Origin of the sequence: Sphingobium sp. AP49, assembly GCF_000281715.2 — a bacterium.
Lineage (GTDB): Bacteria > Pseudomonadota > Alphaproteobacteria > Sphingomonadales > Sphingomonadaceae > Sphingobium.
Window position 1 is genome coordinate 2,454,426 of the sequence record NZ_CP124576.1, and the last position, 23,706, is coordinate 2,478,131.

Annotated in this window: 22 protein-coding genes, 1 tRNA gene and 1 riboswitch; of the genes, 15 read left to right on the forward strand and 8 right to left on the reverse strand. The window is 65.5% G+C overall.

The window, feature by feature from the left end; genetic code table 11:
- Positions 1-166 precede the first annotated feature (166 nt).
- Complete coding sequence (ettA, locus tag PMI04_RS11835) at positions 167-1,852, reverse strand: energy-dependent translational throttle protein EttA (protein WP_007705534.1); 1,686 nt, start codon at positions 1,850-1,852, stop codon at positions 167-169.
- Positions 1,853-1,953: 101 nt separating this feature from the next.
- Here ettA and PMI04_RS11840 point away from each other — a divergent pair, with 101 nt between their 5' ends.
- From PMI04_RS11840 to cobJ, 6 genes are all read left to right on the forward strand, one after another.
- Positions 1,954-3,327 (forward strand): M20/M25/M40 family metallo-hydrolase, encoded by a 1,374-nt coding sequence (locus PMI04_RS11840; RefSeq protein ID WP_007705535.1) that lies wholly within the window; start codon positions 1,954-1,956, stop codon positions 3,325-3,327.
- Between the two features lie 158 nt (positions 3,328-3,485).
- Positions 3,486-3,698 carry a hypothetical protein gene (locus PMI04_RS11845; protein WP_007705538.1) on the forward strand — a complete coding sequence of 71 codons (213 nt, stop codon included), beginning with the start codon at positions 3,486-3,488 and terminating at the stop codon, positions 3,696-3,698.
- An 828-nt stretch (positions 3,699-4,526) separates the two neighbouring features.
- Positions 4,527-4,751, forward strand: a riboswitch (cobalamin riboswitch).
- 213 nt (positions 4,752-4,964) lie between these two features.
- The gene (locus PMI04_RS11850; protein WP_052028026.1) at positions 4,965-6,086 is read left to right on the forward strand and encodes a cobalamin biosynthesis protein CobG; all 1,122 of its coding nucleotides are present in this window, start codon (positions 4,965-4,967) and stop codon (positions 6,084-6,086) included.
- Positions 6,086-6,715: a precorrin-8X methylmutase gene (locus PMI04_RS11855; protein ID WP_007705543.1), complete on the forward strand. Its 630-nt coding sequence runs from the start codon at positions 6,086-6,088 to the stop codon at positions 6,713-6,715. Before PMI04_RS11850 ends, PMI04_RS11855 begins: the two co-directional genes overlap by 1 nt.
- On the forward strand, positions 6,712-7,449 hold the full coding sequence (gene cobI / locus PMI04_RS11860; RefSeq protein ID WP_007705545.1) for a precorrin-2 C(20)-methyltransferase: 738 nt from the start codon (positions 6,712-6,714) through the stop codon (positions 7,447-7,449). Before PMI04_RS11855 ends, cobI begins: the two co-directional genes overlap by 4 nt.
- A complete protein-coding gene (cobJ, locus tag PMI04_RS11865; protein ID WP_007705548.1) occupies positions 7,446-8,198 on the forward strand; it encodes a precorrin-3B C(17)-methyltransferase in 753 nt (250 codons plus the stop codon). Before cobI ends, cobJ begins: the two co-directional genes overlap by 4 nt.
- Here cobJ and PMI04_RS11870 read toward each other — a convergent pair.
- Positions 8,171-8,977 carry a cobalt-precorrin-6A reductase gene (locus PMI04_RS11870; RefSeq protein WP_081490984.1) on the reverse strand — a complete coding sequence of 269 codons (807 nt, stop codon included), beginning with the start codon at positions 8,975-8,977 and terminating at the stop codon, positions 8,171-8,173. The genes cobJ and PMI04_RS11870 overlap by 28 nt on opposite strands.
- Here PMI04_RS11870 and PMI04_RS11875 point away from each other — a divergent pair.
- From PMI04_RS11875 to cobF, 5 genes are read left to right on the forward strand one after another with little or no spacing between them, the layout of a single operon-like run.
- Positions 8,943-10,142, forward strand: coding sequence for a bifunctional cobalt-precorrin-7 (C(5))-methyltransferase/cobalt-precorrin-6B (C(15))-methyltransferase (locus tag PMI04_RS11875; protein ID WP_007705554.1), 1,200 nt, complete (start codon positions 8,943-8,945; stop codon positions 10,140-10,142). The two genes, PMI04_RS11870 and PMI04_RS11875, sit on opposite strands and share 35 nt — an antisense overlap.
- The gene (locus PMI04_RS11880) at positions 10,139-10,507 is read left to right on the forward strand and encodes a cobalamin biosynthesis protein (RefSeq protein ID WP_007705557.1); all 369 of its coding nucleotides are present in this window, start codon (positions 10,139-10,141) and stop codon (positions 10,505-10,507) included. Before PMI04_RS11875 ends, PMI04_RS11880 begins: the two co-directional genes overlap by 4 nt.
- Positions 10,504-11,289 (forward strand): precorrin-4 C(11)-methyltransferase, encoded by a 786-nt coding sequence (cobM, locus tag PMI04_RS11885; RefSeq protein ID WP_007705560.1) that lies wholly within the window; start codon positions 10,504-10,506, stop codon positions 11,287-11,289. The genes PMI04_RS11880 and cobM overlap by 4 nt, the downstream gene beginning before the upstream one ends.
- Positions 11,286-12,602, forward strand: coding sequence for a cobyrinate a,c-diamide synthase (locus PMI04_RS11890; protein ID WP_007705563.1), 1,317 nt, complete (start codon positions 11,286-11,288; stop codon positions 12,600-12,602). The genes cobM and PMI04_RS11890 overlap by 4 nt, the downstream gene beginning before the upstream one ends.
- Complete coding sequence (gene cobF / locus PMI04_RS11895) at positions 12,599-13,351, forward strand: precorrin-6A synthase (deacetylating) (RefSeq protein ID WP_007705565.1); 753 nt, start codon at positions 12,599-12,601, stop codon at positions 13,349-13,351. Before PMI04_RS11890 ends, cobF begins: the two co-directional genes overlap by 4 nt.
- Positions 13,352-13,380: 29 nt before the next feature.
- Here cobF and PMI04_RS11900 read toward each other — a convergent pair whose 3' ends face one another.
- Positions 13,381-14,745: an amidohydrolase family protein gene (locus tag PMI04_RS11900; protein ID WP_007705567.1), complete on the reverse strand. Its 1,365-nt coding sequence runs from the start codon at positions 14,743-14,745 to the stop codon at positions 13,381-13,383.
- Between the two features lie 379 nt (positions 14,746-15,124).
- On the opposite strand from PMI04_RS11900, the gene PMI04_RS11905 reads away from it, so the two are divergent.
- Positions 15,125-16,132 (forward strand): enoyl-CoA hydratase/isomerase family protein, encoded by a 1,008-nt coding sequence (locus PMI04_RS11905; RefSeq protein ID WP_007705569.1) that lies wholly within the window; start codon positions 15,125-15,127, stop codon positions 16,130-16,132.
- Here the strand turns inward: PMI04_RS11905 and PMI04_RS11910 are convergent.
- The 5 genes from PMI04_RS11910 to PMI04_RS11930 all read right to left on the reverse strand — a co-directional run bounded on the left by PMI04_RS11910 (position 16,129) and on the right by PMI04_RS11930 (position 20,077).
- A complete protein-coding gene (locus tag PMI04_RS11910) occupies positions 16,129-17,403 on the reverse strand; it encodes a CoA transferase (protein WP_007705571.1) in 1,275 nt (424 codons plus the stop codon). The two genes, PMI04_RS11905 and PMI04_RS11910, sit on opposite strands and share 4 nt — an antisense overlap.
- Positions 17,400-17,648, reverse strand: coding sequence for an SDR family oxidoreductase (locus PMI04_RS11915; protein ID WP_037485353.1), 249 nt, complete (start codon positions 17,646-17,648; stop codon positions 17,400-17,402). Before PMI04_RS11915 ends, PMI04_RS11910 begins: the two co-directional genes overlap by 4 nt.
- Positions 17,649-17,717: 69 nt before the next feature.
- Positions 17,718-17,794: transfer RNA gene (locus PMI04_RS11920), tRNA-Pro, on the reverse strand.
- 172 nt (positions 17,795-17,966) lie between these two features.
- Positions 17,967-18,716, reverse strand: a complete 750-nt coding sequence (gene hutC, locus PMI04_RS11925; RefSeq protein ID WP_007705576.1) for a histidine utilization repressor — start codon at positions 18,714-18,716, stop codon at positions 17,967-17,969.
- Positions 18,713-20,077, reverse strand: coding sequence for a formimidoylglutamate deiminase (locus tag PMI04_RS11930; protein WP_007705579.1), 1,365 nt, complete (start codon positions 20,075-20,077; stop codon positions 18,713-18,715). The genes hutC and PMI04_RS11930 overlap by 4 nt, the downstream gene beginning before the upstream one ends.
- Before the next feature lie 85 nt (positions 20,078-20,162).
- On the opposite strand from PMI04_RS11930, the gene hutI reads away from it, so the two are divergent.
- The 3 genes from hutI to hutG are packed head-to-tail and all read left to right on the forward strand — an operon-like array spanning position 20,163 to position 23,688.
- Complete coding sequence (gene hutI / locus PMI04_RS11935) at positions 20,163-21,362, forward strand: imidazolonepropionase (protein WP_007705583.1); 1,200 nt, start codon at positions 20,163-20,165, stop codon at positions 21,360-21,362.
- Positions 21,359-22,888 carry a histidine ammonia-lyase gene (gene hutH, locus PMI04_RS11940; protein ID WP_007705586.1) on the forward strand — a complete coding sequence of 510 codons (1,530 nt, stop codon included), beginning with the start codon at positions 21,359-21,361 and terminating at the stop codon, positions 22,886-22,888. Before hutI ends, hutH begins: the two co-directional genes overlap by 4 nt.
- A complete protein-coding gene (gene hutG / locus PMI04_RS11945; protein WP_007705589.1) occupies positions 22,885-23,688 on the forward strand; it encodes an N-formylglutamate deformylase in 804 nt (267 codons plus the stop codon). The genes hutH and hutG overlap by 4 nt, the downstream gene beginning before the upstream one ends.
- The last annotated feature ends 18 nt before the right edge of the window (positions 23,689-23,706 follow it).

Here is a 23,706-nt window from a genome sequence, read left to right on the forward strand (position 1 = left end):
TCTTTCGCAATTGCGAAGGGCGGAACCCCTGTTGCAGATATTGCAACTTCGTTACCGCTGGAGCGATGGCGCAGCAAAACGCCCGGCATCCAGATGGATACCGGGCGTTGCAAATCCTTGTTCTGACAGAATTTTATGGGAGGCCTGTGCCAGCCTCCCAAGTCTATCAGCGCGTCAGCTTCTTATAGGCCAGCGCGGTCGGGCGATCGGCGGCATCGCCCAGGCGGCGACGCTTGTCTTCCTCATAGGCTTCAAAATTACCCTCGAACCATTCGACATGGCTGTTGCCCTCGAATGCGAGGATGTGGGTGGCGAGGCGATCGAGGAAGAAGCGGTCATGGCTGATGACCACGGCGCAGCCGGCGAAATTCTCGATCGCTTCTTCGAGCGCGCCCAGCGTTTCGACGTCAAGATCGTTGGTCGGTTCGTCGAGCAGCAGCACGTTGCCGCCCTTTTTCAGCATCTTGGCGATGTGGACGCGATTGCGCTCACCACCCGACAGCTTGCCGACATTCTTCTGCTGGTCCTGCCCCTTGAAGTTGAAGGCACCGACATAGGCGCGGGTCGACATGTCATGGCCATTGACCTTTACATAATCGAGGCCGTCCGACACTTCTTCCCAGACATTCTTCGTCGGATCGAGATGGTCGCGGCTCTGGTCGACATAGCCCAGGCGCACGGTCGAGCCGATATCGACTTCGCCGGTGTCGGGCGTTTCCTGGCCGGTGATGATACGGAACAGGGTGGACTTGCCTGCGCCGTTCGGGCCGATCACGCCGACGATGCCGCCCGGCGGCAGCAGGAAGGACAGGTCCTCGAACAGCAGCTTGTCGCCATAGGCCTTTGAAATGCCCTTGAACTCGATCACCTTGCCGCCCAGGCGCTCGGGTACCTGGATGACGATCTGCGCCTTGCCCGGGGTACGGTTATTCTGGTTGGCGACCAGTTCCTCGAATTTCTTGATGCGCGCCTTGGACTTGGTCTGGCGGCCCTTGACGCCCTGACGGATCCATTCCAGCTCGTCGTTGATCGCCTTCTGGCGGCCGGTCGCCTCGCGGTCTTCCTGCTCCAGGCGCTTGGCCTTCTTCTCCAGATAGGTGGAGTAGTTGCCTTCATAGGGGAAATATTTCCCGCGATCGAGCTCCAGGATCCAGCCCACGACATTGTCGAGGAAATAGCGGTCGTGGGTGATCATCAGCACCGACCCGGCATATTCCTTCAGGTGGTTTTCCAGCCAGGTGACGCTTTCGGCATCCAGATGGTTGGTCGGTTCGTCGAGCAGCAGGATGTCCGGCTTCTGGATCAGCAGGCGGGTCAGCGCGATACGGCGCTTTTCACCGCCCGACAGGCTTTCCACCGACCAGTCCGACGGCGGGCAGCGCAGCGCTTCCATCGCGATTTCGAGCTGATTGTCGAGGGTCCAGCCATCGACCGCGTCGATCTGTTCCTGCAGCGTGCCCATTTCCTCCATCAGCGCGTCGAAATCGACGTCCTCCGGCGGATCGGCCATGATCATGCTGATCTCGTTGAAGCGGTCCATCTTGTCCGCGATCTCGCGCGCGCCGTCCTTGACGTTTTCCAGCACGGTCTTGTTGGGATCGAGCTGCGGCTCCTGCGGCAGGTAACCCACGGTGATATTCTCGCCCGGCCAGGCTTCACCCGAGAAATCGGTGTCGATACCGGCCATGATCTTCATCAGGGTCGACTTGCCCGCACCGTTCGGACCGACGATGCCAATCTTCGACCCGCGGTAAAATTGCAGGTTGATCTGGTTGAGCACCGGCTTCGCCGCGCCGGGGAAGGTTTTCGTCATGCTCTTCATGACATAGGCATATTGCGATGAGGCGGACATGGGTTCGCGCAGCTCCAAGGGTATGAACAGGAAAATTTGCGCCGAATTAGCGGAGGCGGAAGCCATTGGCAAATGGGGTATGTCTGAGTAAGCCTTCAGCCATGCAGAAAATCCGATCGGGCCAGCTCGCCGCCCTGCTCCTTGGCAGCATCCTCACCCCCGCCCTCGCCCAGGCCGCCCCGGCCAGCGACGCGACGATTCGCGAAGCCGCGCTGAAAGACGATGTCGCCTGGTCCATCACCGAGGGATTGACGACCGAAGTCGGCCCGCGCCCGGCGGCCACGCCGCTGGAAGCGCGCGGGCGCGACTGGGCCGTTGCCAAGCTCAAGGCGCTGGGCTTCGCCAACGTCCGCGCCGAACCCTATACGATGCCGTTGTGGGAACGGGTCCATGACGAGGCGGCGATCATCGCTCCCTTCCCGCAGAAGCTGGTGGTTGCCGCGCTCGGCAATAGCGGGTCCACCCCGGCACAGGGCATTGACGGCGAGATCGCTTATTTCCCGACCATCGCCGACCTGCAGGCCGCGCCGGACAGTGCGGTGAAGGGCAAGATCGTCTTCGTCAGCCATGACATGGTCGCCGCCCAGGATGGGTCGGGCTATGGCTATTATGGCGCGGCGCGGCGCCAGGGGCCGAGCATCGCCGCCAAGAAGGGCGCGATCGCGATCCTGGTCAAGTCGATCGGCACCGATCATCATCGCATCGCCCATACCGGTGTGCAGATGTGGGCTGACGGCGTGACGCCGATCCCCGCCGTTGCCGTCAGCGTGCCCGATGCCGAGCAGATGGCCCGCGTTGTTGCACGGGGCAAGCCGGTGCGGGTCCACCTGACCGCCGTATCCAAGACCGCCAAGGAGCAACCGTCGGGCAATGTCATCGCCGAAATCCCCGGTAGCGATCCCAAGGCCGGCGTGATCGTCGTCGCCTGCCATCTCGACAGCTGGGACCAGGGCACCGGCGCGATCGACGATGCCTCGGGCTGCGGCATCGTCGCCGCCGCCGCGCTGCAGGTTGCCAACACGGGCACGCCGCGCCGCACGATCCGCGTGCTGTTCGCCGGCGCCGAGGAAGTGGGCGGCAATGGCGGCCGCGCCTATTTCGCCGCGCACGGCAAGGAACCGCATGCACTGGTACTGGAATCCGACTTCGGCGCCGACAAGGTGTGGAAGGTCGACTTCACCCTGCCTGCTGGCCATGAGGCCCTGTCGGGCCGGATCGCGCAGGGCCTGGCGCCGCTGGGCATCGTGCCGAGCCGGGACAAAGCGCATGGGGGATCGGACATCGAACCGCTGGTGGATGCCGGCGTGCCGGTGATCGACCTGCAACAGGACGGCGCCCGCTATTTCGACATCCATCACACGCCGGACGACACGCTGGACAAGGTGGATCTGACCCAGTTGCGACAGAATGTGGCGGCCTGGGCTGTCACGCTGAACATTGCTGCAAATGCGGCAGAAACATTGGGCATTAACTGAACTTTTATAGTAGACAACGCCCCGTCGCGTGATTCTGCCGCTTCACCGACGTTAGAAAAGCATTGATTTGTGCAACGCACACGTTAATGCGGGTCGCTCGCGTAGGGTCACATTTGTAACGTGCCAGACGCGGCATAATGCTATGGGAGCCGTACACAATGAAGAAGATCGCTGTTGTTTTCGCTTCGGCCAGTCTGATGGCCCTCGCCGCTTGCGGTGAGAAGCCGGCCAACGAGACCGCGAACGCTTCGAACGCCGTCGTCGAAAACGTTGTCGAGAACGCTGCTAACGCCGCTGACAACGCTGCTAACGCCGCCAACGAAGCTGCTAACGCCGCGAACGTTGCCGAGAACGCTGCGAACGCGAAGTAATCTTCGCCTCGGCGAGATTTCGAAAGGGCGGGCCTGACGGCTCGCCCTTTTTATTTGTCCCAAGAAGAGCGGGACAGCGCGATCGTTCGGGCTGCTGACATGGATTGGCGGCGCAGTCTGGCGAATCGAACGCGATTGGCGCGCTGACCGCCGTTCTCCATCATCGCATCGCTCATATGCTCTACCGGTTGGGCGTTCCATCGTTACGCGCACGCATTTCCCACAGGGTGTCACATTTGGGGAGAGCGATCGCGACATGATACCGCACGGGTGCTTTCCGGGACGGTGACATCGACACCAGCCAAGCCCTGTTCGACGCCAAATTCTGGGGCCAATATTGGACCGTCCATGCCGCGATCTCCACCTGGGCGGGTTGTTCCGGACGGGTCCAGATATGATCGAGGCCCCCGACCAGCAGCCGGCTCTGCTGCCTTGATCGACGCGGCGTCGCTCATTCGGCGGCGACGGCGGTCGGCTGGATGAGGGTGGCGCTGTGGCGTCCGTGTCCGCGATGGCCGGCCTCAGTCCGGCGAGGGCCTGGATATGGCCGGGATTGCGACCAATCGCCGCCGCCCGCCCCTTCCAGGATCGCGCCCAAATGCGGTTGGCGGCATAGTTGATCGGCCATCATCATCTCCCTTGGATGCGGCCCCGGTACCGATGCCCCCCCCCGTATCGATGGCGCACATGTCGTAACGCGCATCGCCGCCGCAATATCGCGACGCCTGCCCCGTCGGCTGGCCGCTTCTGGATGATCGGCAAACGATCCGGCCTTGGCTTATGTCAGCGCGTGGCATAGAGAGGCGGCGTGCCGCGGGGCGATCCGCGGTGCATCATGATCGTACCGGTGCTTCGCAAGAAGCATAATCGGGAATGCGGTGCGGGAATATCTTCCCAAATCCGCAGCTGTCCCTGCAACTGTAAGCGGATAGTGCGATGCGCAGGCCCTGTCATCCAGGGCAGCCACTGGACAGGCCGATTGCCGATCCGGGAAGGCGTGCATCAAGCGACGACCCGTGAGCCAGGAGACCGGCCGGTGCGCTGTTCGCTCTTGCCCTGACCCAGGGAATGGTCTTGGCACGGTAATCTCCGTCTGGGCGACGAAACCGTGTGGCTGGGGCTGCACGTTCGCGTAGTGACGGGCTTCTGACGCGCAGGCCCGCCGCGCCCGCGTCGACCGGCTATGCCCGGCAAGCCCCGCCATCGTTGCCGCAGCGCGCGGGGGATTGCCTCATGGGTCCGGACGACCCGAACAGAAATGCCGGCATGGCCAGGGGCTGGTGCCCCGACGCCTGGCGTCCGATGATGGCGGGCGATGGCTTGCTGATGCGGGTAAAGCCGCGTCACGCTCGCCTGACGCCGGAGGCCATGGCTGTGCTGGGCAAGGTCGCGATGACCTATGGCAATGGTTTGATCGACCTCACCCGGCGCGCCAATGTGCAGATACGAGGGGTCGCGGCCCAGCATTGGCGTGTCCTGCTCGACGACCTCCTTGCGCATGACCTGGTGGACGCATGTCCCGTGCGGGAAGGGCAACGCAATATCCTGGTAACCCCCTGCTGGCGGACAGACGACGACAGCCATCGGATCGCCACCGACATCATGGGCCGGTTGAATGACCTTCCCGGTCTACCCGGCAAGGTCGGGTTCGTGATCGATGCCGGTGCCGGACGGTTGCTTGCAGAGGAACCGGGGGATTTTCGCGTCGAGCGAAGCCGCGATGGGCATCTCATCCTGCGTGCGGACGGGCATGCCACCGGCATCCGGGTCGAACGAGAGACGGCGGCGGATGGGCTGATCGCGATCGCGCGCTGGTTCGTGGAGAGCGGCGGCGCGCGCAGTGGGCGCATGGCACGCCATCCAGCCCCACTGCCCCAATGGGCCAGCGGAACGGACCACCCTGCCCCGGCACTGCCGATGCTGTTGCCCGGCCCGCTCGACATGGGCGTCGCCTATGGCGTCGCCTTCGGCCGCATGAAGGCGGCCACCTTGCTCCAGCTTGCAGATATGCAGGGGACGAGCGCAGTCCGTGTAACGCCGTGGCGGACCCTGGTGGTTGAGGGCGACAGCCAGATCCTCCGCCATGCCGACCTGACGACCGATCCGGCCGCGCCATTACGGCGTGTCGATGCCTGTCCCGGAATGCCCGCCTGCGGGCAGGCAAGCGTGGAAACCCGCCAGATAGCAATGCGCCTAGCGGCGAAGGTGGCCGGAAGCCTGCATGTATCGGGCTGTCCGAAGGGCTGTGCCCGCTCGGCGCGGGCCGATGTGATGCTGACCGGGCGCAACGGAGCCTATGACCTCGCGCTCAATGCCACGACAGGCACGGCCCCGCTGCACACCGGCCTCGATCGCAATCGGTTGCTCAGCCATTTTGGAGCCTGCTGATGCCATATGATTATGAAAAGGATGGCCCCGCCATTTACCAACGGTCCTTCGCCATCATCCGCGCCGAAGCCGATCTGGCCGGTTTCAGCCCCGAAGAAGAACCTGTCGCGGTGCGCATGATCCATGCCAGCGGCATGGTCGGACTGGCGCCGCATATCCGCTTCTCACCCGGCTTTGCAATCGCTGCCCGCACGGCGCTGACGGCCGGTGCCCCTATCCTGTGCGACGCGCGCATGGTGTCGGAAGGCATTACCCGTGCACGCCTGCCGGCGGACAATCCGGTCATCTGCACGCTGCATGATGACGCGGTGCCCGACCTTGCCCGGCATATGGGCAACACGCGCTCCGCCGCCGCGCTGGAGCAGTGGCGTTCCCATCTCGGCGGGGCGCTGGTCGCCATCGGCAATGCGCCGACCGCGTTGTTCCACCTGCTCACCATGCTGGAAGAACCGGATTGCCCACGCCCCGCCGCCATCATCGGCTGTCCGGTGGGGTTCGTCGGCGCAGCGGAATCCAAGGCGGCGCTCTGGCAGGCCATGCCGGCCCCCTGTTGTATCGTGGAAGGGCGGCTCGGTGGCAGTGCCATCACCGTGGCGGCCATCAATGCGCTGGCGAGCCGCGTCGAATGAGCGATATGGAGCGATTGGGCACGATCCACGGCGTCGGCCTTGGCCCCGGGGCGCCGGACCTGTTGAGCGTACGGGCCGACCGGCTGGTCAGGGGCGCTCGGCATATCGCCTTTTTTCGCAAGAAGGGACGCCCCGGTCAGGCACGCCGCATCGCGGCGGGAATGTTGCGGGCGGACGCCGTCGAGATTGCAATGGAATATCCGGTGACAACGGAGATTCCCGTTTCCGACCCGCGCTATAATGCCATGCTTTCGAGCTTCTACACCGAGTGTACCGAGCGACTGATGGTTGCCGCCGGCAGCGGCGAGGATGTCGTGGTTTTGTGCGAGGGCGATCCGTTCTTCTATGGGTCCTTCATGCATCTGCACAGTCGACTGTCCGGGCGCGTCCCCGTATCCGTCGTACCGGGCATCACCGGCATGGCCGGTGCCTGGAACGCGACCAGCCTGCCCATATGCTGGGGCGACGACGTGCTCACTGTCGTCATGGCGACCCTGCCGGAGGAGGATTTGGTCCGGCATATCCGGCAGACCGATGCTCTGGTGGTGATGAAGATCGGCCGCAATCTCCCCAAGCTGCGCCGCGCGATCCGGGCGGCTGGTCGGGAGGAACAGGCATGGCTGGTCGAACATGCGGCGATGCCGGAGCAGCGCGCAACCCGACTGGTCGACGCACAGACGGTGACGCCCTATTTCTCGATCCTGCTGATCCATGGCCAGGGGCGCAGGCCGTGAGCGGCTGGATCGCCGTTGCCGGCCTGGGGCCAGGAAGCGCGACATTGATAACGCCCGAAGTCAGCGCCGCACTCGCGCGCGCCAGCGACCTTGTCGGTTATGCGCCCTATGTCGCACGAGTGGACCCACGCGAGGACCTTGTGCGGCATTCGTCGGACAATCGGGTGGAACTGGATCGGGCGGCGCTGGCGCTCGATCTGGCTGCGCGTGGGCGGCGCGTGGCAATCGTCTCGTCGGGCGATCCCGGCGTCTTTGCCATGGCTGCGGCGCTATTCGAGGCACTGGAGGCAGGGCCGGCTTCCTGGCGCACCCTGGATATCCAGATTTTGCCGGGTATTACCGCAATGCTCGCCGCGTCTGCCCGTGCGGGCGCCCCGCTTGGCCATGATTTCTGTGCCATCAACCTTTCCGACAATCTCAAACCCTGGTCGGTGATCGAGCGGCGACTGCGGCTGGCCGCGGCGGCCGACTTCGCCATGGCCTTCTATAATCCGCGCTCCCGATCCAGGCCGGACGGTTTTGCCAGGACGCTGGCGATCCTGCGCGAAAGCTGCGGTCCAGAGCGCCCCATTCTGTTCGCCCGCGCGGTCACGACGCCCGAGGAGCAATTGCATGTCACGACCCTTGGCACGGCACGGGCGGATATGGCCGACATGCGCACAATGGTGATTGTCGGGTCGAGCCAGACGCGGATTATCGAGCGCCCGATCGGCCCCATCCTCTACACGCCTCGGTCGATCCCGGCATGACCGATCCAGCGCAGCACATCCTCGCTCGCCTCGAACAGCAGGCGGTCGGGCAGCCATGGCCGATCAATCATCAGGACCGGCAGGCCGAGCTGGCGTGCGGCGGCGAGTTTTGCGGCCGCGCCCGGTCCGCCCGCATTCTTGCACAGGACAAGGTCCACGCGATGCGCCTGCATCAGGGTGCTGTCGCCATCCACCGTGAAAGGCCCGCGATCCACGATCAGACTGTGCAGCGGCAGAGGCGGCGGATGGTCGGGCGCATCGACGAAGCGCAATATATAATGATGGTGCGGTTGTGCCGAAAAGGACGCCACATGCTGGCGACCGAGCGCCAGCATGATCCTGCGTCCTGGACCGTCGAGCGCAGCAACCGCGGCCGCGATGTCGGCAACCTGCGTCCAGCGATCCCCGGTGCCCGGCGTCCAGGCCGGGCGGGTAAGCGCAGCAAGGGCGACGTTGGTGCGGGCTGCGGCCTCGACCGCATGGGCGCTCATCGTTGCGGCAAAGGGATGGGTCGCGTCCACCACATGCGTGATCCGATGGCTGCGCACATAATCGACCAGCCCATCGACGCCGCCAAAACCGCCGACCCGCACCGGGATCGGTTGGGGCCTGGGGTTCGCTGTGCGTCCGGCATAGCTCAGCGTTGCGGTCATCCGTGCCTCGGCCAGCAACATGGCGAGCGCAGTGGCCTCCGTCGTGCCGCCCAGCAGGAGGATGTTCGGGGTGGATGAGGAGATTGTCGAAATGGCGATGCCCCCATGGTTGACGATCATCGGCATCGGTGAAAGCGGCGCCGATGGCCTATCCTCCACTTGCCGCGCGGCATTGGCGCAAGCGGAATTCGTCATGGGTGCGCGTCGCCACCTGTCGCTGCTGCCCGCGCTTAGCTGTCCGCTGATCGAATGGCCAGTCCCCTTCGCGGACGGCATCGCGCAGTTACTGGAGAAGCGCGGGCGCAGGGTGGTGATGCTGGCATCAGGTGATCCCTTCTGGTTCGGCGCGGGAAACAGCGTGACGCGGCATCTCTCCCCGTGCGAATGGATCGCCCATCCCGCGCCATCGACCTTCAGCCTGGCGGCCGCCCGCCTAGGCTGGGCGCTTCAGGACGTTGCCTGCCTTGGCCTTCACGCGGCGCCGCTGGAACGGGTGCGGCCGCACCTGTCGCCAAGGCAGCGCTTGTTCATCCTGTTGCGCGACGGCGACGCGATGACCGAACTGGCCGATTACCTGACCCATAAGGGCTTCGCCCAATCCCGCCTGCACATCATGGAACGCCTGGGCGGCCCACATGAGCGTGTACGTTGCGTGACAGCGGCAGCAATGATGCCGATGGACATCGTGCACCCTGTAATGGTCGGCGTCGCGGTGGCGGGAGACGGCCCTGCCCTGCCCGGCACCAGCGGCCTGCCCGATGGGATGTTCCATCATGATGGGCAGATTACCAAGAGCCCGGTCCGGGCGCTCACGCTGTCAGCCCTGGCACCGCGCCCGGGCGAACTGCTCTGGGATATCGGCGCGGGTTCGGGATCGATTGCCATCGAATGGTTGCTTGCCCACGCCGCCAATCGCGCCATCGCGATCGAGGCCGATCCCGTCCGCGCAGACCGGGCACGCGCCAACGCGCTGGCGCTCGGCATGGACAGGCTGACGGTGATATCGGGCCATGCCCCCGATGCCTTGCCGGCAAGCCAGCCTCCCGATGCCGTCTTCATCGGTGGTGGCCTGTCGCCGATGCTGCTCGGGCGATTGCGCGACGACCTGCCCTGCGGAACGCGCCTGGTGGCCAATGCCGTAACGCTGGAATCCGAGGCTCTTCTGATCGCCTGGCATGGTCGCCATGGCGGTACGCTGTTGCGCATCGAACTGGCGGATGCCGCGCCGCTGGGCAGCCGCCATGGCTGGCGATCCCGCTATCCGGTGGTGCAGTGGAGCGTGACGCTATGATCTTTGCCGGTTTTGGCTTTCGCCGCAGCGCCACCATGGCCTCGCTGCGCGCCGCGCTGGAACAGGCGTGGGACGGCGATGGCGTCCTTGCCGGCCTGGCGACGCTGGAGGACAAGATAGAGCCCGCTGCCGAACTGGCCCGACTGCTTTCGCTGCCGCTCATCCCGATAGCCCCGCAATGGCGCACAGCGCTGCCCCTTCTCTCCCATTCCACCGCAGCGCACACCGCGCGCGGTACCGGCAGCGTTGCAGAGGCATGTGCCCTTACCGCCGCCGGGGGAGCCAGCGCCCGGCTGATCGCCCCGCGCGTCATTTCATCGGATCGCCTGGCAAGCTGCGCGATCGCCGAAGGAGTATCGACATGACCGTTCATTTCATCGGCGCGGGGCCAGGTGCCCCGGATCTGCTCACCTTGCGGGGGCGTGACCTGATCGCGGCCAGTCCCGTCTGCCTCTACGCCGGTTCGCTGATCCCCGACGCCGTGCTGGATCATTGCGCACCGGGCACCCGCATCGTGAATACCGCCGTCATGGACCTTGACGCGATCATGGCCGAAATCGCCGCCGCAAACGCCGCAGGACAGGATGTGGCCCGGCTGCATTCAGGCGATCTGTCGGTCTGGTCGGCCATGGGCGAACAGTTGCGCCGGCTGCGCGCCATGGCGATTCCCTTTACCATCACGCCCGGCGTGCCCGCCTTCGCCGCCGCTGCCGCCGCGCTGGAAACGGAATTGACGCTACCCGCGCTGGGCCAGTCCCTGATACTTACCCGGACGCCCGGCCGTGCCAGCACCATGCCCGCGACCGAGAGCCTGTCCAATTTCGCCGTGACGGGCGCCACATTGGCGATCCATCTGTCCATCCACAATCTTGCGCAGGTGGTTGCGGACCTTCTCCCCGATTATGGCGGGGATTGTCCGGTCGCCATTGTCTGGCGTGCGAGTTGGCCGGACCAGCGCATCTTGCGCGCAACGCTGGCGACGGTCGAGACGGCCGCGAGGGGCTGCGCGGAGCGGACCGCCATCATCCTGGTGGGCCGCACGCTGGCGGCCCAGGATTTCGCCGAAAGCAGCCTGTATGCGCCGGATTATGATCGACGCTTCCGCCCGCAGGGGGCTGCGTCGCGCTTTGCCGGGTTGTCGGAATGATCACGCCCGGGCTGGTGATATCAGCAGCCGCGTCCGGCATGGGCAAGACGACGGTCATGCTGGGGCTGCTGCGGGCCTTTCGCGAGGCCGATCTGGTGGCGCAGCCGTTCAAGAGCGGGCCGGATTATATCGACCCGGGCTTTCACCGGGCAGCCGCGGGACGCGCGTCCTTCAACCTCGACAGTTGGGCAATGGACGCGGGCCTGATCGCGACCATCGCAGCCCAGGCCGAAGGGGCGGATATCGCCCTGGTCGAGGGGGCCATGGGCCTGTTCGACGGCGCGACCGCCCAAGGGGCGGCGGGCAATGGTTCCAGCGCCGATATTGCCCGTCGCATGGGGTGGCCGATCCTGCTCGTACTGGACGTTTCGGGGCAGGCGCAATCTGCCGCTGCCACGGCCCTGGGCTTTTGTCGGTTGGATCCCAGCCTCTCCATCGCCGGCATAATTCTCAATCGCGTTGCCAGTCCCCGACACGAAAGGATGGTACGGATCGGGTTGGCTGCCACCGGCATTCCCGTGCTGGGCGCAATCCCCAGGCAGAGCCATCTCTCGCTGCCGGAACGCCATCTGGGCCTCGTCCAGGCGGCCGAACAGCAGGCGCTTGATCATGTGATCGATGGCTATGCGGCGCTGTTGCGCGATAGGGTGGACATCGACGCCATCCGCCAAGCAGCGAAGGCCCATGCCGATCCGGCCCCCCGTACGGCCGCCGGCGTGATCGCCCCGCCAGCCCAGCGCATCGCGGTCGCCCAGGATATCGCCTTCTCCTTCCTCTATCCCCATCTGCTCGACGGGTGGCGCCGTGCCGGCGCGGAAATACTGCCTTTCTCCCCACTCGCGAACGAAGCCCCAGCCGCTGCGGCCGACCTGGTCTGGCTGCCCGGCGGCTATCCCGAACTTCACGCAGGCCGCATCGCCGACGCGGACCATTTCCTCGCCGGCTTATGTTTGCATGCCCAAAGCCGTCCCGTTCATGGCGAATGCGGCGGCTATATGGTGTTGGGAGAGGCACTGATCGATCGGCAAGGAACAGCGCACCGCATGGCCGGCCTGCTCGGCATGGTGACCAGTCAGGCGCAACCCAGGCTGCATCTTGGCTATCGCAGGGCCGAACTGATGGTTGCAATATCCGGCCTCACCGCAGGCACGCGACTGCGTGGGCACGAGTTCCATTATTCCAGCATCGTAGAGCAGCGGGATCCGCCGCTTGCGCGCGTGACGGATCCGGACGGCATGGTCGTCGCCGAAACAGGATCATGGCGTAACCGGGTCAGCGGCAGTTTCTTCCACATGATCGCGAGGGACGGGTGATAGACATAAGCCTGATCGGCATCGGCACGGGCAATCCGGACCATCTGACGGCCGAGGCCGTGAAGGCGATGAACGCCGCCAACCTCATTCTGCTGCCGCGCAAGGGCGACGCCAAATCGGACCTTATCGACCTGCGCCGCGACATCTGTGCGGCGATGCTGTCGCCGTCTGTGCATGTCGTGGAATTCGACCTGCCCGTGCGCGCCAGCGGTACCCCTGATTATCTGAATGCCGTCGCGGCATGGCATGACGCGATCGCCCACATCTGGGCCGAGCAGATCAGGCGGCACCTCCCCACAGGCGGGCGACTCGCCCTCCTCATATGGGGCGACCCCTCTCTCTACGATAGCAGCCTGCGCATCGTTGAACGGTTGAGCAGCATCGGCATGACGACAAAAGTCCGGGTCGTTCCCGGCATCACCAGCATTCAGGCGCTGACCGCTGCCCATGCCCTGTCGCTCAACCAGCTGGGCGCACCGATCACCATCACGACAGGTCGCCTGTTGCGTACCCATGGCTGGCCGGATCATGCCGATACATTGGTGGTCATGCTGGACGAAGGCTGTGCGTTCGAAGCGATCCCCCCCGATGGCATCCACATCTGGTGGGGGGCCTATCTCGGCATGGCGCAACAAGTCCTGGTCGAAGGGCCGCTATCCAAGGTCGGCCAGACGATCAAGGCCGTGCGTGCCGACAGCCGGGCGCGGCACGGCTGGATCATGGATATCTATATCCTGCGAAGGCGATGAAGTCCGCTTCGCGGGCCGGGGCTCTGGCGTCAATCAGCGCGATGAACGATGCGGCCATCGACCAGGGTCAGGCGAACGCGAACGGCGGCGAGGTCGCGGCGGGCTGAGGCCCATGGTCGGTCGAGCAGGCAGACATCCGCCGGTTCGCCCTCGCGAACCTGGCGCGGTGGACCGCCCGGCATTTCGGCAGGACCGGTATAAAGGGCCAGTGCCGCCTCCGGCGTCAAGGCCTCGTCCGCGCCGAAACCGGCAGGGCGCTCCACCGCCGCGGCCATCGACACCCAGGGATCAAGACCGCCAAAGGGGGCGTCACTGCCCGCCGCGATCGGGATACCAGCGCGTTTCAAGCCTGCCAGCCGATAGAGGAACGGACGGTCGACCGCGTCGACATCGGTGCGGTAAGCGCCCGCGCGTTCGGCCAGGAAATGGGGTTGTGACACGACCGTGAGGCCAAGCCTGGCAATCCAGTCACAGGTTTCAGGCCCGATGATCGCGCCATGTTCGATGCGGTCGCCCCGATAGGGGCCGGCCATCTCGATCGCGGCCAGCGTCAGCATCAACTCGGCCGGCGTGACGCAGTGGGATGCTACGGGGCGGCCCGCCGCATGGGCGCCGGCCACTTCCTGGGCCAAGGCATCGAGCCCGGGCAAGTCATGATCATGATAATGGAGCTTGACCGCGCCGCGCCGCGTCAAGGCGATCGGAGCGGCATCGTCCAGATCGCGACGTCCCATGACCAGCAGGCGTTGCGGCAAGCCGGCAAGCGCGTAACGGCGATAGTCCTCCAGGTCATTGCGCGGCGTCACTTCGGTGAGGCCCGTCACGCCAAAGGCGGCAAGGGCGCGGCCGACGGGCAGCAAATCGGGCGCGACGATCGGCAATCGGTCCTTGAGCCAGGCGTCGCTGTCAAGGAAGCGCCCGTCGGCCCTGGGGTCCGCACCGATGGCGGCCAAGGCCAGCCCGTTCATCATCCAGAGCCTGCCCGAGCGATGCTGGATGCGGATCGGCCGGGAGGGAGCGTTGCGGTCCAACCAGTCCCGGTCGATCGCGCCCGCGACCGAATCATGATAGCCGATGCCGCGCAGCCAGCCCTCCCCCGGCGCATCGTGCAGCGCGGCGATCAGGCTGGCGGCGTCGTGCACCGCCGGCGGCCCGCACAAGGCCGAATTGAAGGCGGCAGCGGTGGCATTGATGTGGATATGATGATCGTGCAATCCGGGCAGCAGCGCTCCCCCGTCCGCTTCGATGACAAGGCTGTGGCCCGTCGGATCGATAGCGGGCGCGATCGCCCGGACCAGCCCGCCGGCGAGGGAGATGTCGCGGCGCGCGCCATCCAGCTCTGCGCCACGCAGCAGGATGGCGGCAGTCTCCTTCAGTTCCATCTCGCCCGTCATCGGGTTCCTTCTAGGGCAGGCGCGCCATGCTTGGCGCAGGCGGCAGCCTCCTTGTTTGACTCCTGCGCTAATATTTTTATGCGTGTTATGCAAAGCATGAACCAGCATTCGTGCGTTGAGGCTCGGCGGAAAGAGGCGGAAACCCGGCGGCGTACCAGCCAGGGAATGGGCAGGCGAGGAGATGGGATATGCCCGCAAGTGAGTTGTTTCCTTCACTGGCGCGACCATGGCGACAGGTCGTCCGATCCGACCATCGCTCGACGGGTCGGGATTTCGTGCAGGAAGCATGGCAACCCGCCGCAGGAGCCCATATGTCCGATGTGTCGATGACGCGCAGCCAGATGATGGACGACGTCATCGAGCCATCAGGATCGCACCATTGACGAAGCCTCGGGCGGGATGGGCGGCATCCCCACCCACCGTGCCCATTCTCTCCGGCCCGGCCCTGGTCGATCTGCTGTCCGCGCATCCGCCACGCGAGATGTTCGGACCTGACAGCAGCTTTCCCGCGATCGCCTTTCATCTTGCCGGTGCGGACAGCGCCGACGCCGCGATGCTGGGCATGCTGCCCTGCCCCGTCATCGGCATCGGTCACGGCCGCCTGGCCGAAGCATGCGATACGATCGTATCGGATGAGGTCGCCGCCGCCTTGCTGATCGAACGGATCCTGCGTGCGCCGGTCGCTGCGATGATATTGGTCCAGCATCTGCGTGCAAGCGAGGGCCTGCCCGTAACCCAGGCACTGGTCGCCGAAAGCATGGCTTATGCCACGGTGCAAATGGGACCGGAATTTCGCCGCTGGCAGGGACGACGCCCCGCCATGCCCGCCATCGCCACCGACGGCCCGCCATTGCTGGTCACTCGGGACGGCGGGCTGCTGGCGCTGGACATGAACCGCCCCGGCACGCGCAACGCGATCGATGTCGAGATGCGCGATGCGCTGTGCGCGGCGATGGACCTGGCCCTCGCCGACCCGACCATCGGCCTGGTGCGATTGACGGGCGCGGGCCGGTGCTTTTCCGTGGGTGGCGACATTCGCGAATTTGGCGAAGCGCGTGATCCGGCCACGGCGCATTGGGTTCGCTCGCTCCGCTTGCCGGCAGCGCGCGCCGCGCTGATCGCCGATCGGCTGGAGGCAAGGATCACGGGCGCGGCCATTGGCGCGGGGATCGAGATCGCCGCCTTTGCCCGACATGTGGTCGCCACGTCGGACGCCTGGTTCCAGCTTCCCGAACTGGATTATGGCCTGATCCCCGGCGCGGGTGGCACGGTCAGCGTCACGCGTCGGATCGGGCGGCATCGGGCGGTGGCCATGATGCTGTCGGGTCGACGGGTCCGCGCGCCCGAAGCGCTCACCTGGGGGCTGATCGACGCGATCGAGGACTAGGTCAGGATCGCATTGTCCGCGCCACTGGCGCGCGCCGTCCCCTGGCCCGTGCGCAGGGGATATAGCGCCGTGCCGTCCTGCTCCGCCATCGCCTGCCAGCGCTGCAGTTCCTTCCCCTGCGCCACGCCCGCCGCGCAGGCGAAGGCCACGGTGCGCGTCAACGAGAGATGGACGAGCGCCCCGCGCCCCTGCCGCCACAAGGCCCAGCCAGCGAGCGCCGCGTGCAAGCCGGTGAGCGGATCGGCAATGGCGTCCCCCGCAAACAGCGCCTCGCCCCACCCCCGGGCCATATGGGTCGCAAGGCCGCCCCCGATCGCGGCATCATCGCCAAAGCCGACCCGATCGGGATCATCATGGCCGGTGATCGATATCCAGATCCCGCCGCGCGCGACCACCCGTTCCCGATCGATACCCAGCCGTTTGAGCGCGCGCGGACGCGATCCTTCGATGACGATGTCCGCCCGATCGACCAGGGCCTGCAACTGCCGCATTTGCGCGGGATCGCCAAAGTCGATCGCCACGCTGCGCTTCGCTTCGTTCAGCAGGTCATAGAAGCCGGCATGGCCGCGGCGCGCGCCATCGGGCCGGGACAGGCTCTCCACCTTGATGACATCGGCGCCCAGCATGGCCAGCAACGACCCCGCGAGCGGACCGGCCCAGAGCGCGGCAAAGTCCAGCACGACCGGCGCCCGCGCCGGCAGCCCTGCCGAGCCAGTAGGAGTGATCGCAAAGGGGGAAACCGGTATGGAAACCGGCCCGTCCTGCGCGATCGGCAGGCTCAGTTCGATCCCCAGAGCGAGGATGTGGGCGACCGCGCATCGCGAAGCCGCTCGGGCGATTCCGTCCCATCCATCGACTGTCTCCGCGTCCAACAGGATCGGCATGAGATCCCAATCCTCGTCCCGGGCAAGGTTGAGTGCGATCCGGCCATCGGCCGTGTCGATCAGCCGACAGGAGCCGTTGGCCGAGATGCACCCCTGCCGCCCGAAACCCATGAGGCGCGCGCGCTCCCCCAGCAGCAACGCGCCGTTTACGGGCAACGCATCGGCGTCCGGCGCCAACGCGCGCAAAGCCAGCATGGCGCCGTCCGCCGCCGATGCCAGCGGCGCAGGGCAGACCAGAGCCGGTCCATCCGGCCGCCCCGTAATCGTCATCAACCCTGCCCGGCGCCAGGCCAGGGCTGGATGGTCGGCGCGATCGACGGAACGCTGTGGCTGTGCGTTCAACAGGCCTAGCAAGCGCGCGGCATAAAGAGGTGCTGCCTCGCTCATATGCCAGCCAGCGTGATCGTCGCGCCGCCGCGCCGGGCGTGCATGCCGGGCGCGGTCCATTGCATCAGCCCTTGGTTCGACAGGATATTGTTGCGCAGGAGTGTCTCGAACTGATCGTCTGTGATGCCGTGCATCGGCCCATGATAGGGGCTTGATGCCGCATTGCACACCATGATGTCGATCACGCCAAAGGCTTGGTGCATGGTGGCGACCAGCGCCTTCCATATTGGCGGGGCCGGCGGCAATCACGGGACGCCCCGCGAAGCGCTGCGATGTAAACCGCCCCGGAGGGCATTCGCCAAGTCACTGATTTTTGGTCGGGGAGACAGGATTCGAACCTGCGACATCCTGCTCCCAAAGCAGGCGCGCTACCAGACTGCGCTACTCCCCGACGCAGGGCGCCTTAGCGGTGTCACGTGCCTCCCGTCAATCGACCATCAATGAAAGAACAGCCACAAAAGCAGAATAACCGGAATCGGCACACCGATCAGCCACAGCAAAATACCCTTGCCCATCACATTTCCTCTTCCTGTTTCAGTCGCTTGTAGAAACATTCGGGAGGGTCAGGATGTTCCATCATCGGAAGCGACGACCGCGCTGGCCGCGCTGCCGGACGGGCCGAAGCGTGCCACCATGTCGTAGGAATCGGCCAGGAAAACTTGCCGCACATAGGTAATCGGGTCGCCGCCCCGCCAGGTATGGCGCTCGACGCACAGACACGGAGCCCCCGGCGCGATCGCCAGCCGCGTCGCTTCCTCTCGCGAAGCGCCCACGGCCGAAATACGATTTTCCGCTTCCGTCCAGGGGACATGGCGCAACAACCAGGCGCCGGGCGAGATCGCGTCAAGATCGACATCCACGATTGCCGGCACGGCTCGGATGGCGATCAGGCGATGCTCCACCGCCAGCGGATGACCGTCCGCATAATGGATGCCATCCAGTTCCAGCAGCATTGCGCCATTGGCCAGGATCACCTCCTGCTCCAAGCTCGCCGCGGGACCACGCACCTCACGCCGCAGCAGCCTATAGCTATGCGCCTGCCCCCGTCCGGCGATCTGTTCCGCCAAATCGGGAATATCGAGTACCATCGAATGAACACGCGGCCGAGCAACGAAGCTGCCCGCCTTCTTGCGTCGATCGATCAACCCGGCCGATTGCAGAGCCGATAGCGCCTTGTTCACGGTCATCCGCGAACAGCCATGGGTCTGCATCAGCTCCTGCTCGGTCGGCAGACGATCCCCCGGCGCCAGTACGCCGGCCAGGATACGCGCCTCGAAATCCGCCCGGATTTTTTCGTGCAGCGACTGTTTCACGCCGTCAATCGCTCCAATGTCTTGCGGTAGCGCGCCAGGATCGGATCGCGAGCCTGGTGGCGGCCCCCGCTGACCAATTGCACGCCGCGCCGCCAGACCGAATCGATCGCATCCCTGCCGGCCCCGAACAACAGCGCATCCAGCAGTCGTTCGACCGGACGATGGACCAGGGACGCATGGGCGAGGTCCAGCGTGACGATATCTGCCGATGCCCCCACCTGCAGACCAGCATCATCCCCCAGCGCCTGCCCTCCGCCATCCACCGCCATCCGGTACAAGGCATCGCCGGTGGACCGCCCCGGGGCCAATGCCAGGATGTTCCGCTCCTGCCGGATCAGCCGCTGGCCATATTCCAGCATCCGTAGTTCCTCGATCGCATCGATGCGCACGTTGGAATCGCTGCCGATGCCATAGCGACCGCCCGCCCGAAGAAAGGGTTCAGCCGGGAACAATCCGTCACCCAGATTGGCTTCGGTAATGGGGCAGATGCCGGCAACGGCTCCGCGGCGCGCGACATCGCTCGTTTCGGCCTCCGTCATGTGCGTGGCATGAACCAGACACCAGCGCCGGTCGACATCGGCGTGGTCCAGCAGCCATTCGACCGGGCGTTGCCCGCTCCAGGCGAGGCAATCGCTTACCTCCCGCGCCTGTTCGGCAATATGGATATGGATTGGCCGGTCGCCCGCCATTTGCTGCAGCGCCGATAGCTCCGTCGGCGCAACCGCACGCAGGCTGTGCGGCGCGATGCCGACCAGAGCGTCCGGTAATATCCGCGCGCCGGTGGCCGCCATGTCGAACAGGCCCGCAAAACTATCGATATCCGACAGGAAACGGCGTTGGGCCGTGCTGGGGGGCTGCTGCCCAAAGCCCGACCAGGCATAGAAGACCGGCAACAGCGTGAGGCCGATGCCGCTTTGGGCCGCCGCCTCGATGATCGCGAGGCTGGTGGCCGCCGGTTCGGCATATCGTGCCCCATTCCGGTCATGGTGGAGATAATGAAACTCCCCGACCCGGGTGAAGCCGCTTTCCAGCATTTCGACATAGGCCTGGGCCGCAACGGCAGCGATGTCGTCCGGCGTCATCCGTTCGACAAACCGATACATCGTCTCGCGCCAGGTCCAGAAACTGTCCCCCTTTGGCCCGCGTATCTCGGCCAGACCCGCCATGGCGCGCTGGAATGCGTGGCTGTGCAGATTGGGCATGCCCGGCAGGGCACATGCCGCGTGATGGTCGCCCGGCTGGCGGGCCACGCCCGGCGTAATCGCCACGAACCGGCCGTCCTGGATAGACAGGCGCACGTCAGCGGCCCAGCCCTGGGGCAGCAGGGCGTGATTAAAATGGAGCGTCACCAAAGCGGCCATCCTATCCTTCCCACCGAATATAATGTCTATACATTAAATCGGAAATCATGCAATCTGTCCCCAGATGCAGGAGCGGGAGGGTGATATGCAATGCGACAAGCTATGGACCAATGCCCGCCTCGCCACCTTTGCGGGCGAAGGCCTTGGCATCGTTGACAGGGGCGCGATCGCCTGCCGGGATGGCCTGATCCAATATGCCGGACCGATCGACCAGATGCCACGCCTCGATGCGGTCGAGATCATCGATTGTGCTGATCGCTGGATCACGCCGGGACTGATCGATTGCCATACCCACCTGGTCCATGGCGCCGACCGTGCGGCAGAGTTCGAGATGCGTTTGGCCGGCGCATCCTATGCACAGATCGCGCAAGCCGGCGGGGGGATCGTTTCGACCATGCGGGCGACCCGCAGCGCCAGCGAGGCGGACCTTGTTGCCAGTGCCCTGCCCCGGCTCGACGCCCTGATCGCCGAAGGCGTGACCACGGTCGAAGTCAAGTCGGGCTACGGCCTTGAACGGGATTCCGAACTGCGGATGCTGCAGGCGGCCCGGCGGCTGGGACAGGAACGCCCGGTTCATATCGTCACCAGCTTTCTGGGTGCCCATGCGCTGCCACCGGAATATGCCGGCGATGCCGACGCCTATATCGCGATGCTGTGTGATGTCTTGCTGCCCGATGTCGCCGCGGCGGGCCTGGCCGATGCCGTCGACGCCTTTTGCGAAGGCATCGGTTTTTCCCGCGAACAGACCCATCGCCTCTTCCTGGCTGCGCGACGGCACGGCCTGCCCGTCAAACTCCACGCCGAACAATTGTCCAATCAGCATGGGGCACAACTCGCGGCCGAACATGGCGCATTGTCGGCCGATCATCTTGAACATCTCGACGACGACGGCATTGCCGCCATGGCGCGGGCCGGCACGATCGCCACACTACTGCCGGGCGCCTATTATTTCATGCGCGAAACCCGGTTGCCGCCGATCGCCGCGTTGCGACAAGCCGGTGTTCCCATTGCGATCGCAACCGATTGCAATCCCGGTACGGCGCCGCTCACATCGCTGCTGCTGGCGATGAACATGGGCGCGACCCTGTTCCGCCTGACCGTGGAAGAATGCCTGACCGGCGTAACCCGCAATGCGGCGCGGGCCTTGGGCCTGGCGCATCGGATCGGCACATTGGAACCGGGCAAATGCTGCGATCTGGCGATATGGGACATAGAGCGCCCCGCCGAACTGGTTTACCGCATGGGGTTCAACCCGCTCCATGCCCGCATCTGGAGTGGTCAATGAACGAGGTCATACTCATCCCCGGCGCCGCGACGCTTGGCGACTGGCGCGCGATCTATCGCGGCGCGTCCACGCGGCTCGATGCGGCTGCGGCACCGGCGATCGCCGAAAGCGCCGCCGCCGTCGCGCGTATTCTTGCCAAGGGCGAGCCGATCTATGGCATCAATACCGGCTTCGGCAAACTTGCCAGCGTGCGCATCGGCGACGAAGATCTCGCGACCCTCCAGCGCAACATCGTGCTCAGCCATGCCGCCGGCACGGGCGCGCCCTCGCCGGTACCGGTCATCCGCTTGATGATGGCGCTCAAGCTCGCCAGCCTTGGGCAGGGAGCATCCGGCATCCGTCCCCAGACGATCGCCCTGCTGGAGGCGATGCTGGTTGGCGGACTGACGCCGGTGGTGCCCTGCCAGGGGTCTGTCGGCGCCAGCGGCGATCTCGCCCCCCTGTCCCACATGGCGGCAGCGATGATCGGCGTCGGGGACATCATCATCGACGGCGAGCACCTTCCCGCAACTGCAGCCCTTGCCAGGGCGGGGCTTGCCCCGATCGAACTGGGGCCAAAGGAAGGGCTTGCCCTGCTCAACGGCACGCAATTTTCGACGGCCAACGCGCTGGCGGGCCTGTTCGAGGCGGAAGGGCTGTTCCAGGCGGCACTGGTGACTGGTGCCCTCTCGACCGAGGCCGCCAAGGGCTCCGACACGCCTTTCGATCCCCGCATCCATGCCTTGCGCCGCCATGAAGGCCAGATCGAGACGGCAGCGGCCCTGCGCGACCTGATGGCGGGATCAGCGATCCGTGCCAGTCATCTGCGTGACGACGTCCGGGTTCAGGACCCCTATTGCCTGCGTTGCCAGCCCCAGGTGATGGGCGCTGTCCTGGATCTTCTGCGTCAGGCCGCCTTCACCCTTGCGGTCGAGGCCAACGGCGTCTCCGACAATCCGCTGATCTTCCCGGAGAGCGACGAAGCGCTCTCGGGCGGGAATTTCCATGCCGAACCGGTTGCGTTTGCGGCCGACATGATCGCGCTTGCCATCTGTGAGATCGGGTCGATCGCCGAACGGCGCATCGCCATGCTGGTGGACCCCGCCCTGTCGGGCCTGCCCGCCTTCCTGACGCCGACACCCGGCCTCAATTCCGGTTTCATGATCCCGCAGGTGACGGCGGCCGCGCTGGTTTCCGAAAACAAGCAGCGCGCCTATCCGGCCAGCGTGGACTCGATCCCCACCTCCGCCAATCAGGAAGATCATGTGTCGATGGCGGCCCATGGGGCGCGGCGCCTGCTGGCCATGACCCGCAATGCCAGTGCGGTGGTCGGCATAGAATTGCTCGCCGCCGTGCAGGGGATTGATTTCCATGCACCCTTGGCATCCAGCACGCCGCTTGAAGCGGCCCGGGCCTGCCTGCGCGCGGTCGTGCCCCAACTTGGCGACGACCGCCATTTCCATCCGGATATGGAAGCGGCCAATCATCTCGTCCGGTCCGGCGCTCTGGTGGCGGCTACGGCTCATAACCTGCCGGGGTTGGCATGACCTGGCTGGACGTCGACCAGGGCGACGCCCCGCTGATTGTCGCCTTCCCCCACGCTGGCACCGATCTGGCCGATGTCGGCGACAGTTTCGTTTCCCCCTGGGCGGCACGTGCCGATGCGGACTGGTGGATCGATACCCTCTATGGCTTTGCCCGCGACCTGGGCGCGACCACGATCCGTACAGCCATTTCGCGCAGCGTCATCGACGTCAATCGCGATCCGTCCGGCGCTTCGCTTTATCCGGGGCAAGCGACGACCGAACTTTGCCCGACCACCAGCTTTGACGGCGCGCCCCTCTATCGCGCGCCCTTGCCCGATGCGGCGGAGATAGGCCGGCGCCGCACATGCTGGTTTGATCCCTATCATGCCGCGCTGACGAGCGAGATCGACAGATTGCGCGCGCAACATGCGCGCGTCGTGCTCTACGATGCGCACTCGATCCGCAGTCTTGTGCCCCGCCTGTTCGACGGGATTTTGCCCCAGTTCAACATCGGCACGAATTTCGGCACCACCTGCGCGCCGGAATTGTCGGACGAGGTCGCACGGCTTTGTGCCGCAAGCGGGCTCGGCCATGTCGTGGACGGGCGTTTCCGTGGTGGCTGGACCACCCGTCATTATGGCGCCCCGGAAACGGGCGTTCATGCCATCCAGATGGAACTCGCAATGCGCGGCTATCTCCACGAGCCGGCCCATCGCGACGAAGGCAACTGGCCGCCCGCGATCGACCTTGGCCATGCCCAGCCTGTTATTGCCGTCCTGACCGATATCCTGAAGGCCTGTCGTGCCTTCGCTCAAGCCTGATTTGCCAGGGAGACCAAT